This window comes from Qipengyuania polymorpha (genome assembly GCF_019711435.1).
Lineage (GTDB): Bacteria > Pseudomonadota > Alphaproteobacteria > Sphingomonadales > Sphingomonadaceae > Qipengyuania > Qipengyuania polymorpha.
This window is the reverse complement of the sequence record NZ_JAIGNK010000003.1, coordinates 442264-459330: the sequence shown is the minus strand read 5'-3', so window position 1 is coordinate 459330 and position 17067 is coordinate 442264. Positions and strand designations below refer to the sequence as shown.

At 64.1% G+C, this 17067-nt stretch carries 17 protein-coding genes; 6 read left to right on the top strand and 11 right to left on the bottom strand.

Annotated elements, in window-relative coordinates; genetic code table 11:
* Positions 1-9 precede the first annotated feature (9 nt).
* The 8 genes from K3152_RS11070 to K3152_RS11035 all read right to left on the bottom strand — a co-directional run bounded on the left by K3152_RS11070 (position 10) and on the right by K3152_RS11035 (position 6161).
* Positions 10-609 (bottom strand): hypothetical protein, encoded by a 600-nt coding sequence (locus K3152_RS11070; RefSeq protein ID WP_221574158.1) that lies wholly within the window; start codon positions 607-609, stop codon positions 10-12.
* 90 nt (positions 610-699) lie between these two features.
* Positions 700-1242, bottom strand: coding sequence for a demethoxyubiquinone hydroxylase family protein (locus K3152_RS11065; protein ID WP_221574157.1), 543 nt, complete (start codon positions 1240-1242; stop codon positions 700-702).
* On the bottom strand, positions 1239-1721 hold the full coding sequence (locus tag K3152_RS11060) for a disulfide bond formation protein B (protein WP_221574156.1): 483 nt from the start codon (positions 1719-1721) through the stop codon (positions 1239-1241). Before K3152_RS11060 ends, K3152_RS11065 begins: the two co-directional genes overlap by 4 nt.
* Positions 1722-1737: 16 nt before the next feature.
* Positions 1738-3078 (bottom strand): S41 family peptidase, encoded by a 1341-nt coding sequence (locus K3152_RS11055; protein ID WP_221574155.1) that lies wholly within the window; start codon positions 3076-3078, stop codon positions 1738-1740.
* A 120-nt stretch (positions 3079-3198) separates the two neighbouring features.
* Positions 3199-4422: a murein hydrolase activator EnvC family protein gene (locus tag K3152_RS11050; RefSeq protein WP_221574154.1), complete on the bottom strand. Its 1224-nt coding sequence runs from the start codon at positions 4420-4422 to the stop codon at positions 3199-3201.
* A 33-nt stretch (positions 4423-4455) separates the two neighbouring features.
* Positions 4456-4878: a 23S rRNA (pseudouridine(1915)-N(3))-methyltransferase RlmH gene (locus K3152_RS11045; RefSeq protein WP_221574153.1), complete on the bottom strand. Its 423-nt coding sequence runs from the start codon at positions 4876-4878 to the stop codon at positions 4456-4458.
* Between the two features lie 134 nt (positions 4879-5012).
* The gene (gene rsfS, locus K3152_RS11040) at positions 5013-5372 is read right to left on the bottom strand and encodes a ribosome silencing factor (protein WP_040964822.1); all 360 of its coding nucleotides are present in this window, start codon (positions 5370-5372) and stop codon (positions 5013-5015) included.
* 132 nt (positions 5373-5504) lie between these two features.
* Positions 5505-6161, bottom strand: a complete 657-nt coding sequence (locus tag K3152_RS11035) for a nicotinate-nucleotide adenylyltransferase (RefSeq protein ID WP_221574152.1) — start codon at positions 6159-6161, stop codon at positions 5505-5507.
* 349 nt (positions 6162-6510) lie between these two features.
* Here K3152_RS11035 and K3152_RS11030 point away from each other — a divergent pair, with 349 nt between their 5' ends.
* On the top strand, positions 6511-7599 hold the full coding sequence (locus tag K3152_RS11030; RefSeq protein WP_221574398.1) for a M23 family metallopeptidase: 1089 nt from the start codon (positions 6511-6513) through the stop codon (positions 7597-7599).
* A 19-nt stretch (positions 7600-7618) separates the two neighbouring features.
* Positions 7619-8011: a bactofilin family protein gene (locus K3152_RS11025; protein ID WP_221574151.1), complete on the top strand. Its 393-nt coding sequence runs from the start codon at positions 7619-7621 to the stop codon at positions 8009-8011.
* Positions 8012-8080: 69 nt separating this feature from the next.
* On the opposite strand, the gene K3152_RS11020 is transcribed toward K3152_RS11025, so the two are convergent.
* From K3152_RS11020 to K3152_RS11010, 3 genes are all read right to left on the bottom strand, one after another.
* Complete coding sequence (locus K3152_RS11020) at positions 8081-9748, bottom strand: long-chain-fatty-acid--CoA ligase (protein WP_221574397.1); 1668 nt, start codon at positions 9746-9748, stop codon at positions 8081-8083.
* A gap of 92 nt (positions 9749-9840) precedes the next feature.
* Positions 9841-10566, bottom strand: coding sequence for a DUF1013 domain-containing protein (locus tag K3152_RS11015; RefSeq protein ID WP_221574150.1), 726 nt, complete (start codon positions 10564-10566; stop codon positions 9841-9843).
* Between the two features lie 123 nt (positions 10567-10689).
* Positions 10690-11670 (bottom strand): NAD(P)H-quinone oxidoreductase, encoded by a 981-nt coding sequence (locus K3152_RS11010; protein WP_247713352.1) that lies wholly within the window; start codon positions 11668-11670, stop codon positions 10690-10692.
* Positions 11671-11792: 122 nt separating this feature from the next.
* On the opposite strand from K3152_RS11010, the gene K3152_RS11005 reads away from it, so the two are divergent.
* The 4 genes from K3152_RS11005 (at position 11793) to K3152_RS10990 (ending at position 17060) form a co-directional block, all read left to right on the top strand.
* Positions 11793-11993: a DUF1192 domain-containing protein gene (locus K3152_RS11005; protein ID WP_221574149.1), complete on the top strand. Its 201-nt coding sequence runs from the start codon at positions 11793-11795 to the stop codon at positions 11991-11993.
* A 131-nt stretch (positions 11994-12124) separates the two neighbouring features.
* Positions 12125-14533, top strand: coding sequence for an ATP-dependent Clp protease ATP-binding subunit ClpA (gene clpA / locus K3152_RS11000; protein ID WP_221574148.1), 2409 nt, complete (start codon positions 12125-12127; stop codon positions 14531-14533).
* A 125-nt stretch (positions 14534-14658) separates the two neighbouring features.
* Positions 14659-15576 carry an ABC transporter ATP-binding protein gene (locus K3152_RS10995; protein WP_221574147.1) on the top strand — a complete coding sequence of 306 codons (918 nt, stop codon included), beginning with the start codon at positions 14659-14661 and terminating at the stop codon, positions 15574-15576.
* On the top strand, positions 15573-17060 hold the full coding sequence (locus K3152_RS10990; protein ID WP_221574146.1) for an ABC transporter permease: 1488 nt from the start codon (positions 15573-15575) through the stop codon (positions 17058-17060). Before K3152_RS10995 ends, K3152_RS10990 begins: the two co-directional genes overlap by 4 nt.
* Positions 17061-17067 lie beyond the last annotated feature (7 nt).

The following is a 17067-nucleotide window of genomic DNA, read 5'->3' as shown; positions in this document are numbered from 1 at the left end:
AAAGCGAAATCAGCCTTCGCTGTCGTCCTCGGCCACCACTTCCGCTTCGTCGACCGGGCCGACCGTCGGCAGGTCTTCCTCGCCCGGCGCAGGCGCATCGCGCTCTTTCTCGAGCCGCTCCATATATTCGCGCTCGATCATCTCGACCTCGGCCTGCGTACGTTCGGCGTCGGCATCGATGGTCGACAGGCGCTCTTCGCGCTTGGCGGCAATCACTTCGCCGAAGCGGACCGAAGATGCGTTTTCCTTGTCGGCATAGGCCGCCTCGATCATCTGCTGCGTGCAGCCGGTGAAACCGCCCGCACCTACGGGCGAACAGGACATGATGCCCGACTTCCCGACCGTTTCGAGGCGCTCGACGCGGTTGACCCAGGCTTCGGCCTTGGGCCCGTCGGTAAAACGCAGGCTTTCGGGGATGCGGTAGCGCTCGCTTTCGGCCTGGCGTGCGCAGACGACGATGGTGCCGTCCTCGCCCTGCGGGCATTCGTCGTCGCCATATACGATGACCATATTGTAGCTTTCATCGCCGGTATCGACGGGCGTCTGGGCCATGGCCGGTACAGCAAGACCGGCGGAAAGGGCGGCGAGAGCATAAAGGGACTTGGTCATCTTGGGCCTCTTGCGAGCGGGACATTCGCACATTGGCGCTATCCCGCGTGAACTATCGATGAAGCGAGCGAGAACGGGTCTGCGTTCCCGTCAGATACGCTCGGAAATCTTGATCGCCGCCTTGCAGCCCAGCCGGATGAGACCCGACAGCACCGGATAAGCGGGCGCGCGCTCGGCCCCGGCGGCCAGCGCGGCATCGCGGTGTTCGCGCTCGTCCTCGCGAAACTCCTCGATCATCGCGGCAAGTTCGGGGTCTTCGTTGGTCGCTTCGAGTTGGTCGAGCTGCTGCGAATAATGGAGGTCGATCTCGGTTTCGACCGCGGCGGTGCAGGCCATGGCGGCTTCCGGCCCGAGGAGCGCAGTCGCTGCGCCAAGCGCGAAGCCCGCCTTGTCCCAGAAGGGCTGGAGCGCGGTGGGGCGCACTCCGCGCCGCGCCATCAGCGCATCGAACTTGGCACGGTGGCCCGCTTCCTGTTCGGCCATGCCGGCAATTTCTGCGGAATCGGGCGCGCGGTCGCCCATGACGGCAAGCTGTCCTGCATAGATGCGGGTCGCGCCGAATTCGCCCGCCTGATCGACACGGATCATGCGCGCGATGTGGTCGGGGGTCCTGCTGGCTGGTGTTTTCGTCATGCCTTGGTGTCCTTCCGCAGCAGGTTGAAGACGAACAGGCTGGCCGCTGCCGAAATCAGGAAGTTGAAACCGGCAAGGCTGATACCGAGCAGCGTCCACGCCGGTTCGTCGCAGCGCACCAGCGGGGCGTTCATGATGACGTCGAGCGCGCTTTCACCCGAGCCTGTCTGCGGGATGGCGGCACAGGAGGTGATGCCTTCCCACCAGCCATATTCGACACCCGCATGGAACAGGCCGATGAGGCCCGAAGTCAGGATCCCGCCCGCAGCCAGCGCGACCCAAAGGCGCTTGGGCGGCGCGAAGAAGGGCACCAGCGCCAGCGCAACGGCGGCAAAATGCGGCCACCGTTGCCACCAGCACATTTCGCACGGGTAGAGGCCGAAGCCGTATTGCGAGATATAGGCGCCCGCCAGCAGGAGTGCGGGCACGGCGAGCGCGGTGCGCTGGGCCAGCTTCAGGTTCGGACTATCCGTGTTCACGCTTCAGCCGCTAGCCTTACTTCGAACGGCTGGCAACGGCCCTCGGCGTAGTGCGGCGCAGGGTCTCGAGCGCATAGTGCAGCTGGAAATCCTCGATCCCCTGCTCCTCGAGCTGTTCGGCAGTCTGCTGGAAGCGCGGGTCGTCGCGGTTGTCGCGCTCCAGATCCTCGTCCTTAATGCCGAGGTCGTTGATGAGATGGCCGCGCAGATCGCTCTCGCGCATGGTGAACTTGGCGCGCGCAGCGAGGTCGGGATCCGACAACTGCGGGACCATTATATCGGGCTTTATGCCGCCTTCCTGCACCGAATGGCCCGAGGGAGTGTAGTAACGCGCGGTCGTCAGCTTGAGTGCAGCATCGCGGCCCAGCGGCAGGAGCGACTGCACGCTGCCCTTGCCGAAGCTGCGGTCGCCCATGATGACGGCACGGCGATGGTCCTGCAGCGCGCCTGCGACGATTTCGCTGGCCGAGGCCGAACCTGCATCGATGAGCACGATGATCGGCAGGCCTTCGGCCATGTCGCCGCGCCACACGGTTTCGGCATCGTAGGAAATCGATTCGCCGCGCGCACGTCCGCGCTGCGAGACGATCTGGCCCTTCGTCAGGAAGAGGTCGGAGAGCGCGACGGCCTCGTCGAGCGAACCGCCCGGGTTGCTGCGCAGGTCGAGCACGAGGCCGTTCATCCGGCCCGTCGCCTCGGTCTGGAGCGCCTTCCACGCGGCGAATACATCGGCCCCCACGTCGCGGGAGAACTCGTTGACCATGATGTGGCCGATGTTGCCGTCCTGCAGTTCCCAGGTCACCGGCTCGAGCTCGATGACGCCGCGGGTGACGTCGACATCGAAGGGCTCGCTGCGCCCCGGACGGAATATGCGGACGTTAATCGAAGTGCCTGCCGGACCGCGCATCTGCGCAACGGCCTCGTCGAGCTCCAGCCCGACGATAAGGTCGCCGTTGATGTGGGTGATGAAGTCGCCGGCCTTGATGCCCGCCTTGTCGGCCGGGCTGCCGCGGAAGGGCGAAATGACCTTCACTGCGCCGTCTTCGCCCACTACCGAGAGGCCGAGGCCCGAATAGTTGCCCTCGATCATGGTTTCGAGACGCTGCAAATCGCTGCCGTCGAGATAGGCCGAATGCGGATCGAGCGCTGCCAGCATGCCGTCGATGGCGCCATTGATGAGCACCTCGTCCTCGACCGGCTCTACGTAGCTGGCCTTGACCCGTTGATATACCGCGAAAAGTTTCGAGAATTCGGGGCCTGCATTGCCTTCGACCTGCGCGAGGCCGGCAGTGGTGGCGGGCACCAGCGCGACCGCGGTGACGAGGGCTGCCGAGCGAAGGTAGGCGGCAAGTTTCATATCAGGCACAACTCCGAAGTCTGTGACGGCAGTCTATATCGCATTGCCGGTGAATGAAAGATGAGCCGGAATGTGCCGCGTTCGCGAGGAAATTTCTGCGAAGAGCGGATTTTCGCGCGTTCAGCGTAGCTGGTCGAGCGGATTGACCGGTTTACCCTTGCGCCTGAGCTCGAGGCCGATGGCTGGCGCACCGTTGGCGGCAAGGCCGAGAGGCGACCCTGCGGTGACGTCTTGGCCCGTGGTGACCGCAAGGCTCCTGAGGCCCGTCACAAGGCTCGTCCATTCGCCCGAATGTTCGAGAATGACAATCCGCCCATAACCCTCGTACTCCCCGGCGAAGGCCACGCGTCCGCCGGAAGGGGCGACAATTTGCGCCTGGGGGCGCGCGCGGATGGTAATGCCCGAACTGCGTCCGCCAGAGTTGGTGGCCTCGCCGAAGCCTGCCGTCACGCGGCCAGCGACGGGGAGGATATAGCTATCCAGGCTGCTCTGCGACGATCCACTGCCGGAGGAGCGCGATGGCAAGCCGGCGGCACCCGGCTGCGAGGGACGGGCAATCGGGCCATCGAGAGCAGCGAGACGCTGGCGGATGGTGGCGGACTCTTCGAGCCTCCCGACCAGCGCGTCGAGGTCTCGCGTCTGCTCGGCGAGTTCCATCGCGCGCTCTGCCTCGCGATTCGCGCCGCCTGACGCCTGCTCAGCCAACACGCGCTGCTCTTCGGCGAGAGCGACCATGTTGCGGCGGCGCTCGACCAGCAATTGTTCGGCCTCGCGGCGGTCGGCGACGAACTGGCGGCGTTCGGCCTCGAGCGATTGCGCGCGCTTCAAATCTCCACGCAGGGCGGCGGTGCGCTGGCGCACGATGGGGATGGCGCTGCCGAGGACCGCGCGGGTATGGACGACGTCACGCAGGCTGCCGGGCTGGAGTGCCGCCAGTGCCAGCGGGCGCCGCGCCATCGTTTCGAGCGCACCGGTAAGGCGGGCTAGCGGCTCGCGGCGGCGTGCAAGGTCGCGCGACAGGCTGCGCCGTTCGCGCTCGACGAGGGCAAGCTCGGCTTCGGCGGCGGAAACGTTCGCCTCCGCTTGCTGGACGCGTGCCGCCAGGGCAGCAGCATCGGCAATCGCCTTGGCCGACGCTTCCTCGGCGGCCTCGCCCTGTGCTTCCAGCTGTTCGGCACGGCGGCGGGCATTACGCTGTTGCTGCCGCGCAATGGCAAGCGCCTCGCGTGCTTCAGCAGCGCTTTCGGAGGTTGACGCAGTTTGCGCAGTAAGCGGGCCAAGGCCTTGTGTCCCCACGATAATCGCGAGGATGACGGCAACAAGGCTGGCGGCGGCGCGGTTCATGACGTCAGGCTTTCCACGGCGTCTGATGCCCGATTATCCGCTGCGATGGTAGGGGTGACCGGCAATGATCGTCGTCGCGCGGTAAAGCTGCTCTGCCAGCATGGCGCGGGCGAGCAGATGCGGCCAGGTCGCCTTGCCGAAAGCAAGCAGCAGGTCGGCATCGCGCCGCTCCTCCTCGGAATGCCCGTCGGCAGCGCCCAGCACGAAACGGCACTCGCGCATGCCGTCGTCGCGCCAGCGTTCGAGAGTTTCAGCCAGTTTTTCGGAGGAAATATCCTTCCCGCGCTCGTCGAGCAGCACGGTCCTGAAAGGGGTCTGCGGCTCAGGAATGCGCCCGCCGGTCTCGGGCAATTCGGTGAATTTCACCGGCCACGTCAGCCGCTTCTCGTACCGCGCCACGAGGTCGGCCTCGGGCGAACGCGCGATCTTACCTCGGGCGATGACGTGAAGAAGCAAGGCAAAACCTCATGGTTCGCACCCGTTCTGGGTCACGGCAGTCAAAGGGCGACCGCCCGCCCGCAGGTGCTCGACGCTGCAAGCGTCGAAATAGCGCCGAGGACGCGCCGACGGAGGTCGGCGCGAAAAACAGATTACGCCGTGCCCGCCACGGGCGGCGCGTCTCCGAACGCCCACATGCGTTCGAGATTGTAGAAGCTGCGCACTTCGGGGCGGAACAGGTGGACCACGATGTCGCCCGCGTCGAGCAGCACCCAGTCGGCCGCCGGAAGCCCTTCGAGCTTCACCGGGCCATAGCCGTTCTGCTTCAGCTTTTCGGCGAGCTTCTGCGCGATCGAGGCAACCTGGCGCGTCGAACGGCCCGAGGCGATTACCATGTAATCGGCAATCGAGCTCTTGCCCTCGAGATCGATGGTCACAACCTCCTGCGCCTGATCGTCGTCGAGCTGCTTCAGCACGAAGTCGAGCAGTTCCTTCTTGTCGGCATCAGTCATGCGAATGACCTTCGCCGTTGTCGTCCCGGAGACAGCCGGATCTGTATGCGCCTGAGTCATAGGCGTTTATCGTACTCCTGAGTTGGTATGCCCTCGAGATAGGGTGCGTCATGGAAAGAACAACGCGATTCCTCACGTGGTCGTTTCCTCCCTTGCGGGAATCAGACGGTGTGTAACCTGGTCTCGCGGGGAAAAACCGGCGTGGCGTGATGCCCAGTCGGGGTCGGCGCGGCGGATGGCCGTGGCCGAACGCGGGTCGGGATCGAAACGCAATGTCACCAGTGCCGGTGCGCTCCATTCGCCCCCATTTCGAAAGCTGGACAAAGGCAGCTGGAAGCGCCTCAACCAGGCCATCGCGGGGCTTGCGACAGCATCTGCATCATAGCCGGGCCGCGCGATGACTGCAATCGGCATCGCTCGCGCTATCCCACGCCAATCCTTCCAGCGGTGGAACTGGGCAAGGTTGTCCGAACCCATGAGCCACACGAATTCGCGCTTGGGATAGCGGCGCTTGAGCGCGGCGAGCGTGTCGACGGTGAAGCGGGTCCCTAGTTCGCGCTCGATGGCAGAAACCCGGATTCTCGCGCGTTTGGCCTGCTCGATAGCAGAGACGACCCGCGCGGCGAGCGGCGCCATTCCAGCCTTTGGTTTGAGCGGATTTCCGGGCGAGACAAGCCACCAGACCTCGTCCAGCCCGAGCGCCTCGAGCGCGAAGAGCGAGATGCGGCGATGCCCGCCATGCGCCGGATTGAAGCTGCCCCCGAGCAGGCCGATGCGAGTGCTGCGCATTCCCATGCGAATCAGCAGTTTCCGGCTCGTTCCATGTTTCGCGCCCTAGCAGCCACGCAAGTCCTTGTCAGCGCATGTGAACGTTCTCGATTCGCTGGAATATGGTTAACTCTTTTGAAACTTTTTAATCTCCAAATTTTCCGAAAATTTTGCAGCGATGAAACGCTTCACCGCATCGAGAACTCAACTCGTGGATTCTATGGGAACCCGGATTCGATTTTATTAGGATTCTCCCATACGACCCATGGCAGGGATATAGACCAAGGGACGGGTCGTTTTGGACATTTCAACTTCAACCGATGGCTGGGTAAGCCGTATCAACAGCTGGTTTCCGGACCGTGAGTTCTTCATGCGTTCGGAAGGCCAGGTTCGATTCATCACCATTTCGTCGCGCGTGCAGAAGGCTGCTGCAGCCACTGCTGTCGGCGTCGCCGTGGTGTGGGCTGCATCGCTGGGCGTGGCCGGCTGGGCGCAGTACAGCGCCAGCGCCGATCGCGACAGCCTGCTGAGCCGCGAAGCGAAGGTCGCCACATCGGAAGAACGTCTCGCCGCTTACGGCGACAACCTCGAGGCGGTCAGCACCGACCTCGACCGCCGCATGGAATTCATCGAAGGCGTTGCCGAACTGCTGCCGGCCGACATGAAGGTCGACACCAAGGTCAGCGATTCCTCGACCGAAGCTGCTGCCACCGTCCAGAAAGTCAGCGCCGCCTTCCCTCAGGCCGCAGAACTCGCCAAGATCGAAGCCCGCCAGCTGGCGGTCGTCGAAGGCCTTACCCGCTATGCCGACTGGCGCGCCAATCGTGCTGCTGCCGCGCTGAAGAAACTCGAACTCAACCCCGATGCCGTGATTCGCCGCAGCGAGAGCCAGGCGATGGGTGGTCCGCTTGAAGGGCTAGCCACCGACAGCAAGGGCAATATCGACCCGCGCTTCGAACGTCTCGGCCTTTCGATGGCCCGCATGTCGGCTTTGGAAGAAGCGCTCAGCGGCGTTCCGCAGTTCGCCCCGGCGCGGCGTGACATGATTTCTAGCGGCTTCGGCTATCGCCGCGACCCGTTCAACCGCCGCGCTGCCATGCACAAGGGCCTCGACTTCCGTGGCGGCATCGGCGCTCCGATCTATGCCGCAGCCAAGGGCCGTGTCAGCTTCGTCGGCTGGAAGGGTGGCTACGGCAAGACCGTGGAAATTACCCATGGCAACGGCCTGATGACCCGCTATGCCCACCTCTCGCGCTACGACGCCAAGGTCGGCGACAGCGTCGGCGCTGGCGACATCATCGCCAAGATGGGCAGCACCGGTCGTTCGACCGGCCCGCACCTCCACTTCGAGGTCCGTATCAACGGCCGCGCCGTCAATCCCCGCACCTTCCTGGAGACAGCCCCCAATGTTCTCGAAGAAATCCGCCGAGCCCCAGAGCTCGCCCACGCCTCCCACTAATCCAGGACGCAGCGCCCCCATGGCTTCCAAGAATAGCAGCACGTTTTCGGTCCTCGGTTCGGACCTCGCCATCAAGGGCGACATCAAGGCATCGGCCGACCTTCATATCGACGGCAATGTCGAAGGCGACATCGCCTGCACCAGCCTCGTGCAGGGCGAAACCAGCAAGGTCACCGGCGCAGTCGAAGCCGAGAGCGCCCGCCTCGCCGGGACGGTCGAAGGCTCGATCACCGCGCGTGAACTGGTCATCCTCAAGACCGCCCGCATCACCGGCGACGTCTTCTATGATGCGCTGACCATCGAGCAGGGCGCGCAGGTCGAAGGCCGCTTCGCCCACCGCGATCCGAAGAAGAGCGCGCCGGCTGCCGCCCCCAAGGCAGACGCCAAGCCCGAGCTGCAGCTCGCCAACTGATTTCTCCAGCTAGGAGAGGATTGGGCCGCCCCGTGAGAAGACGGGTGCGGCCCTTTCTTTATGCGGAGGTCAAATGCCCAGTTCGGCGCGCAGGGCCTTGCGGTCGAGTTTGCCGACCAGCGTCTTGGGCAGTTCCTCGCGGATGACGATGCTCTCGACCCGCTCGTGCTTGCCGACGCGAGCGTTGAGCCATTCGCATAACTCGTCAGCGGTCGCAGTGACGTCGTTAAGCGTCACATAGGCGCGCGGACGCTCACCGAGGTATTCGTCGGGCACGCCAATGACGAGCACTTCTTTCACGGCATCGTTTTCAAGCAGCACGTCCTCGACCTGGCTCGGGAAGACCTTGAACCCGCCGACGGCAATCATGTCCTTGATGCGGTCGACGATTTCGAGGAAGCCGTCTTCGTCCATCACAGCGACATCGCCGGTGCGCAGCCAACGCTTGCCGTCGCGCTCGACGAAAGTGTCGTTCCCGGTCTCGGGCTTGTTCCAGTAGCCGACCATGATCTGCGGGCCATGGACGGCAAGCTCGCCGGGCTCGCCTTCAGGAGCGAGCTTTTCGGGGTCTTCCTTGTCGAGGAAGATGACCTCGGTACCCATGATGAGCTGGCCGATGGTGCCCTTTTTGCGCACGCCTTCATAGGGATTGGCCGATACCACGCCCGAGCTCTCGGTGAGGCCATAGCCTTCGACCACGCGCACGCCGGTGACCTTTTCGAACTTGTCATGCACCGGCGCGGGCATGGGCGCGCCACCCGAAATGCAAACCTTGATGGAGGATATATCGGTCTTGGCCAGCTTGGGGTGGTCGAGCAGTGCCTGGAACATGGTCGGCACGCCGGGAAAGCCGGTCGTCTTGTACTTCGCTATCGTGTCGAGCACCTGCCCTGCATCGAAACGCGGGACCATGGCAATCGAGGCACCTGTCACCATCGCATGGTTGAGCAGCGCGGTGTTGGCGAAAACATGGAAGAATGGCAGCGCCCCCATGAAGACTTCTTGCGAAGGCGTGCCGAAGGGATTGAGCCCGGCGGTCTGCTGCGCGTTCATCGCCAGCTGCGAATGGCCGAGCATTGCGCCCTTTGGCCGTCCGGTGGTGCCGCCGGTATATTGCAGCAGCGCGATGTCGTGTGCCGCATCGATGGCAGGGAATGTCGCGGAAGAAGCATCGCCAAGCGTGTCCGCCCAGCCGAGCGTGGTCTTCGAATAGCCGACCTTGGCCACCTTGCTGCGGCCCAGCGTCTTCAAGGCCAGTCCCTTGTACCAGGGCAGCATGTCGGCGAGCGAGCCGACCACCAGCGTCTCCAGCTGCGATTGCTCGAGGACCTCGGCCGCAGTCGCATAGAGTTCGGGCACGTCGAGCGTGACGAGCAGGCGGGTACCGGAGTCGGCGACCTGCCAGCTCAATTCCTCGACGGTGTAGAGCGGCGAGAAATTCACCACCACCGCGCCCGCCATCATCGCGCCGTAATAGGCGGAGGCGTAGATCGGCACATTCGGCAGGAACAGGCCGACGCGGTCGCCCGGCTCGATCCCGCGCGCCATCAGGCCGGCGGCAAAGCGCTTCGCCTCTTCGTGGATGTCGCGATAGCTGTACGTCTTGCCGAGGAAGTGCAGGAACGGTGCCTGCGGGGCCTTGGCGACGGTTTGCGCCAGCAGGTCCGGCAGGCTCGCCAGCTGGAATTGCGCGTCCCACGGCGTGGGATGGTGATAGGCATAGCTATTTACATCCATGTCAATAACATGCCGCATCCCGCCTTAAACGCAAGCAAAAAGGGCGGGAGAAGCAACTGCCTCTCCCGCCCTTTTGTGTCCGGCCCAAAGCCTTAGGCTTCTTCGGCGCCCTCGCCAGCCTCTTCGGCGGCGCGCTTGGCGGTGAGCCAAGCCTCGGCCTCGGCCTCCTGCGCGGCTTCGGCAGCAGCCTTTTCATTGGCATCGCGTTCGGCGCGCAGCTCTTCGATGAGCTTCTCGCGGTCGCTGACACCGCTGACGGCGGGTGCTGCCTCTTCGCCCTCTTCTGGAGCGGGCAGGTTCTTGGCCGCCTTGGCCACGACAGCGTCGAGTTCGCGCTGCGAGCACAGGCCGAGCGTCACCGGGTCCTTGGGCTGGATGTTCTGGATGTTCCAGTGGCTGCGCTCGCGGATGGCGCCGATGGTGTTGCGCGTCGTGCCGATGAGCTTGCCAATCTGCGCGTCGGAAATTTCCGGGTGGTTGCGCAGGATCCAGGCGATGCCGTCGGGCTTGTCCTGGCGCTTCGACACCGGCGTGTAGCGCGGGCCCTTGGTGCGGCTGACCGCGACCGGCGCGCGCTGCATCTTGAGGCGATATTCGCTGTCTTCCTCGCCCTTGGTAATCTCGGCCTGCGTCAGCTCGCCCGAATGGAGCGGGTCGCGGCCCGTATACTTGCTGCCCGCAAGGTCATCGGCCATCGCCTGCACTTCGAGGATGTGAAGGCCGCAGAATTCGGCAATCTGCTCGAAGGAAAGGCCGGTGTTGTCGACCAGCCAGGTGGCGGTAGCATGCGGCATCAGCGGGGTGGGTTGGTCGGCCATGAAAAGTGCCTTTTGAAGGTTCCGAAAATAGAAGGGCCGCCCCTTTCGGAGCGGCCATTGCGGTTTTCATGTAGGCGAGAGGAGCGGATTCGGCAAGCGATAGCGTGCCGAGGGTCCCGAGCCTCAACGAACCTGCAATACTATCTTCCCAATATGCTCGCCTGCTTCCATCCGCTGGTGCGCGGCTGTCACCTCGGCGAGCGGGAAAATCTTGTCCATCACCGGTGCAATTGTGCGGTCTTCGAACAGGGGCCAGGCGTGGTTGTAGATTTCGTCCGCCAGCACCGCCTTGAACTCGTCCGAACGGGGGCGCAGCGTGGAGCCGGTCATCATCTGGCGCTTGCTCATCAGCTTGGCCATGTTGATTTCGGCCTTGAGCCCGCCGAGCACCGCGATGGTGACGTGGCGGCCATCCTCGGCGAGGCAGTCGAGATTGCGCTGGACATAACTGCCCGACACCATGTCGAGAACGACGTCAACGCCCTTACCGCCCGTGAATGACTTCACCTCCTCGACGAAGTCCTGCGTCTTGTAATTGATGGCAAGGTCCGCGCCCAACTCGCGGGCAGCGCTGCATTTTTCCTCGCTTCCGGCGGTCGTGATGACGGTCATCTCGAAAGCCTTGGCGAGCTGGATCGCCATGGTGCCGATACCGCTGGTGCCGCCATGGACGAGCAATGTCTCGCCATCGGCCGCAAACCCGCGTTCGAAGACATTGTGCCACACGGTGAAGAGCGTTTCGGGAATGGCGGCGGCATCGGCCATCTCCATGTGCCGCGGCACCGCAAGGCAATGCGCCGCATGCGCGAGGCAGTATTCGGCATAGCCACCACCGCTCACCAGCGCGCACACCCTGCGGTTGAGCATTTCGGGCGCGACACCCTTGCCGATGGCCACCACCTTGCCCGAGACTTCCAGTCCCGGAATGGGCGAGGCGCCCGGCGGCGGCGGGTAGAAGCCCTGCCGCTGGATGACGTCGGGACGGTTCACCCCCGCATGGCTGACTTCGATGAGGACCTGGTTTTCGCCTGGCTCGGGCACAGGAATAGTTTCAGGTCGGAAAACGTCCGGACCGCCGGGCTCGTCGTAACCCATTGCAGTCATTGTCTCTGGTAAGCCAGTCGCCAAAAGAGCCCCCTGATAGCCTGGCGTCATTGCCGAAATCTGCGGTGCATTAACCCGCGCTCGTGTTGACAGCAACCGGGCTGCGGTGGATTGTGGAGTGCATGGAAGACGACGACCGCCCGCGCCCCCGGGGCGATGCCGCGAGCAAGCTCGCGAGCGAGGACCTCGGCCCCTATTCGCAAGAGGAGCTGGAGGAGCGCATCGGCCTGCTGAAGGCCGAGATCGCCCGCGTCGAAACCCACCGGGACAAGGCCGCCGCGCACCGCGATGCCGCCGAGGCGCTTTTCGGGCGAAAGAGCTGAGCGATGGGGCAAGGCCTTCAAACCAGCCGCCACGCCCCCATATCTTCGGAACATACAGCTTTGGCTAACCTTCATAAGGTAGCCTGTCTTTATCTCGCAGACCCGCGAGTCCTTCGGAAAGCAGAGACCTGATGCCCAGTTTTGCCGCCAACCTCGAAAAGACCCTCCACGCCGCATTGACCGATGCGGCGGAGCGACGTCACGAATACGCCACGCTCGAGCATTTGCTGCTCGCGCTCATCGGCGACGAGGATGCAGCAGGCGTGATGACCGCCTGCGGTGTCGACACCGGTGAATTGTCGGCGGTGGTGAAGCAATATCTCGAACAGGAATACCAGTCGCTCAAAAGCGAGGAAGGCGCGGACCCGCAGCCGACCGCCGGTTTCCAGCGTGTCATCCAGCGCGCCATCCTCCATGTCCAGTCCTCGGGCAAGGACACGGTGACCGGCGCCAATGTGCTGGTTGCGCTATTCTCCGAGCGGGACAGCTATGCGGTCTATTTCCTCCAGCAGCAGGATATGAGCCGTCTCGATGCGGTGAGCTTCATCAGCCACGGCATCGGCAAGGGCGGCAAGCAGGTCGAGAGCAAGCCCCCTCAGGGCGCGGAAGAGGCGCAGGGCGGCGAGCCCGGCGCAGAAGGTGGCAAGGCTGCCGACAAGAAGGAAACCGCGCTCGACCAGTTCACGGTGAACCTCAACCAGAAAGCCGAGGACGGGCGGATCGACCCGCTCATCGGCCGCGGCCCGGAAGTCGACCGTACGGTGCAGATCCTCTGCCGCCGTTCGAAGAACAACCCGCTTTATGTGGGCGATCCGGGCGTGGGCAAGACCGCGATTGCCGAAGGCCTCGCGCGCAAGATCGTAGAGGGCGATGTGCCCGAAGTGCTCGAGGAAGCGATCATCTACTCGCTCGACATGGGCGCGCTGCTGGCGGGCACGCGCTATCGCGGCGATTTCGAGGAGCGGCTGAAGCAGGTCGTAAACGAGCTCGAAGGCATGCCCGAGGCCATCCTCTTCATCGACGAAATCCACACGGTCATCGGTGCGGGCGCAACCAGCGGCGGGGCCATGGACGCCTCCAACCTGCTGAAGCCAGCCCTTTCCAGCGGCGCTATCCGCTGCATCGGGTCGACCACCTACAAGGAATTCCGCAACCACTTCGAGAAGGACCGCGCGCTGCTGCGCCGCTTCCAGAAGATCGACGTCAACGAGCCGACCATCGAGGATACGATTGCCATCCTCAAGGGCCTGCGGACCGCTTTCGAAGAGCATCACAAGGTCAAGTACACGCCCGATGCGCTCAAGACCGCGGTCGAGCTCTCGGCGCGCTACATCAACGACCGCAAGCTGCCCGACAAGGCGATCGACGTGATCGACGAGGTCGGCGCGATGCAGATGCTTGTCCCGCCCAGCCGCCGGAAGAAGAAGATCACCGCCAAGGAAATCGAGGCCGTGATCGCGACCATGGCGCGCATCCCGCCCAAATCGGTGTCGAGTGACGACAAGAAGGCGCTCCAGAACCTCGATCGCGACCTCAAGCACGTCGTCTTCGGACAGGATGCGGCCGTCGACAAGCTCTCGACCGCGATGAAGCTCAGCCGTGCAGGCCTGCGCGATCCGGACAAGCCCATCGGCTCGTTCCTGTTCTCCGGCCCGACCGGCGTCGGCAAGACCGAAGTCGCGCGGCAGCTCGCCAGCATCATGGGAATCGAGCTCAAGCGCTTCGACATGTCCGAATATATGGAGCGCCACAGCGTCTCGCGCCTTATCGGTGCGCCTCCGGGCTATGTCGGATACGACCAGGGCGGCCTCCTCACCGATGCCATCGACCAGAACCCGCATTGCGTGTTGCTGCTCGACGAAATCGAAAAAGCGCATCCCGACCTCTTCAACATCCTGCTGCAGGTGATGGATAACGGCCGCCTGACCGACCATCACGGCAAGACGGTCGACTTCCGCAACGTGGTGCTCATCATGACCACCAATGCGGGCGCGTCCGACATGGCCAAGCAGGGCATCGGTTTCGGCGACGTGTCGAAGGAAGATGCGAGCGAGGAAGCGGTGAAGCGCATGTTCACGCCGGAATTCCGCAACCGCCTCGATGCGATCGTGCCCTTCGGCTACCTGGGCAAGAGCACGGTCGCCCGCGTGGTCGACAAGTTCATCCTCCAGCTCGAACTGCAGCTGGCCGAACAGAATGTCGATATCCAGTTCGACAAGGAAAGCCGCGCGTGGCTGGCCGACAAGGGCTATGACAAGCTCTACGGCGCGAGGCCCATGGGCCGCCTGATCCAGGAGAAGATCAAGCAGCCGCTCGCCGAAGAGCTATTGTTCGGCAAGCTGGCCGATGGCGGCGAGGTGTCGGTGACGATGAAGGACGGCAAGCCCGCCTTCGAACTCACTCCTGCACCGCCCAAGGCCAAACCGGCGGCAAAGAAAAAGCCGGCCGCCAAGAAGAAGGCTGCGCCCAAGAAAAAGCCTGACGCCGGAGCCAGCGAAGGCCCGGAGAAGAGCGGCGACAAGGGTGACGGCGAGAGCTGAGAAAATCTGCCAGAACAACACGAAGGGGTCGGCGCAAACCGGCCCCTTTTCTGTCCGGCCTCAGCCAGCTTGCCCTGACGCTCCATAATCCATAGGGTCCGGCCACTCTTGGGGGCGAGGCAGCCATGTCGGTTCTGGAAGTAAGCAATCTCGTCAAGCGCTTCGGCGATGTGCTGGCAGTGAATGATCTGTCCTTCGAGGTAGCGCCAGGCGAAATCTTCGGCTTCCTCGGCGGCAATGGTGCAGGCAAGACCACGACGCTGCGCATGGTGCTCGACATCATCCGACCGACCTCGGGCAGCATTTCCGTTCTCGGGGCCGCGCCGGATCGCAGGCAATCAAGCGCGATCGGCTTCCTTCCCGAAGAGCGCGGGCTCTATGCAGCGATGAGCGCCATCGACACGATCATCTATTTCGGACGGCTTAAGGGCATGGATACGGCCACGGCAAGGGCGCGCGGCATGCAATTGCTCGAACGCTTCGACCTGGCCGACCGCGCAAAGAGCGAGATCGGCGACATGTCCAAGGGCATGGCGCAAAAGGTCCAGCTGGCGACCAGCCTCGTCAACCAGCCCGAACTCCTCATGCTCGACGAGCCGTTCTCCGGTCTCGACCCCGTCAACCAGGGACTGCTGGAGAACGAAATCCTGCGGGCATCGCAGCGCGGCGCGGCGGTCATCTTCTCGACCCATGTCATGCAGCATGCCGAGCGCCTGTGCGACCGCCTGCTGCTGCTGCGCAAGGGACGCAAGCGTTTCGAAGGCACGCTTGAAGAAGCACGCGCGCAATTGCCGGCGCATATCGCCGTCGTATCGAACCACAAGGTGACCGCCCTTCCCGGCGTACACTCGGCCGACCCTGTCGGCGCTCCGGTCGATGGCTGGCAGGAATGGCAGGTGGAGCTCGACCCCGGCGTCCAGCCCGAAAGCGTGCTCGAACACTGTTCCACCTCGGGCATCGCACTACGCCGGTGGAACGAGCACCGCGCGAGCCTGCACGACATATTCGTCGAACTGGTTGGCGGCGAGGGAGTGGAAGAATGATGGGCAATGTCCTCCTCGTCGCAAAGCGCGAGTTTCGCCAGATCCTTGCTTTGAAGAGCTTCTGGCTCACACTCCTCATTCTTCCCGCCGCGCTGGCACTGGGGCCCATTTTCACCCGTACGCTCGGCAGCGCCGAGGCGACCCGGGTCGCGCTGGTCGATCTGTCGGGTACCGATGCTGCCGCCGAGATCGAGGCCCGCTTCAACGAAGACGCCGACCGCGAGACGCTTCGCCGCCTGTCGCGGCACAGCCAGCGGTACGATCTCGACGGCGTGGCGCCCGGCGCACCGTGGACCCAGCACGACCGCTGGTACACCGCCGAAGACATCGACGCATTCCGCCGCGCCGGAGGAGTCGAGGGGGCGGTGGAAAAGCTGCAATCGGCAAGCCCCGAAGGGGTCCCCGAATTCGAGCCGGAGAGTCCGGACTACACGTTCCTCGCCGCCGGCGACGAGCTTGCCGCGCTCGATCGCGAGGAATTCAGCAATGCCGCGCAGGCGCTGTTCGAGGCCGACAGCGCCGACGCGCCGGAGATTATCGTCCGCATCGGCGAGAACTACCCCGCCGACCCGCGCATCGACCTCTACTCTGCCAACCAGCCCCGCCCGAGCTTCGTGGCCACGCTGCAGGAGGTGCTGACCGGCGACCTGCGTACACGCCTGCTCGCCCAGCGCGGCGTGAGCGGAGCGGATGCCGCCGCCATCCAGGGTGCGGTGCCGGCCATTTCCGTCACCACCCCGCCCCCCGGTGGCGGTGCGCGTGAGGCGCTGCTGGTGCGCTCCATCGTACCTCTGGCGCTTTCCTACATCCTGATGATGAGCCTGATGCTCTCGGGCAGCTGGATGCTGCAGGGCAGCGTGGAGGAACGTTCGAACAAGCTCCTCGAATCGCTGCTCGCCTGCATCCGCCCCGAAGAGCTGATGTACGGCAAGCTGCTCGGCAGCCTTGCGGTCGGCCTGCTGATGATCGCGGTCTGGGCCGCCTGCGCCGCTGCAGCCGCCTTTGCCACGCAGGGCACGATATCGGACATGATCCGCCCCGCGCTGGAACCGGTGTCCTCGCCCGGCATCATCATCGCCATCCTCTATTTCTTCATCGCGGGATATATCGGCATTTCGGCCATCTTCGTCGCCATCGGCGCAATGGTGGATTCGATGAGCGAGGCACAGGGCTATCTCATGCCTGTCCTGCTCGCCATCTTGCTGCCGATCACCTTCCTCCTGCAGGCCATCCTTGCAGGCAAGGGCGGGGTCATGGTCGACCTTCTGACCTGGATACCGCTTTGGACGCCCTTTGCCGTGCTCGCGCGCCTTGGGATGGGTATCGAGACCTGGGTGCTCATCGGCTCGGGGATCTTGCTCGCCATCGCGATTGCGGTCGAGATGGTCTTCATCGGCCGCCTGTTCCGCGCCAGCCTGCTCTCGACCGGCCAGAAACCGACTTTCCGGCGCGTGCTCGAACGGTTTCGCGCCCGCCCGCGATGAGCTGACG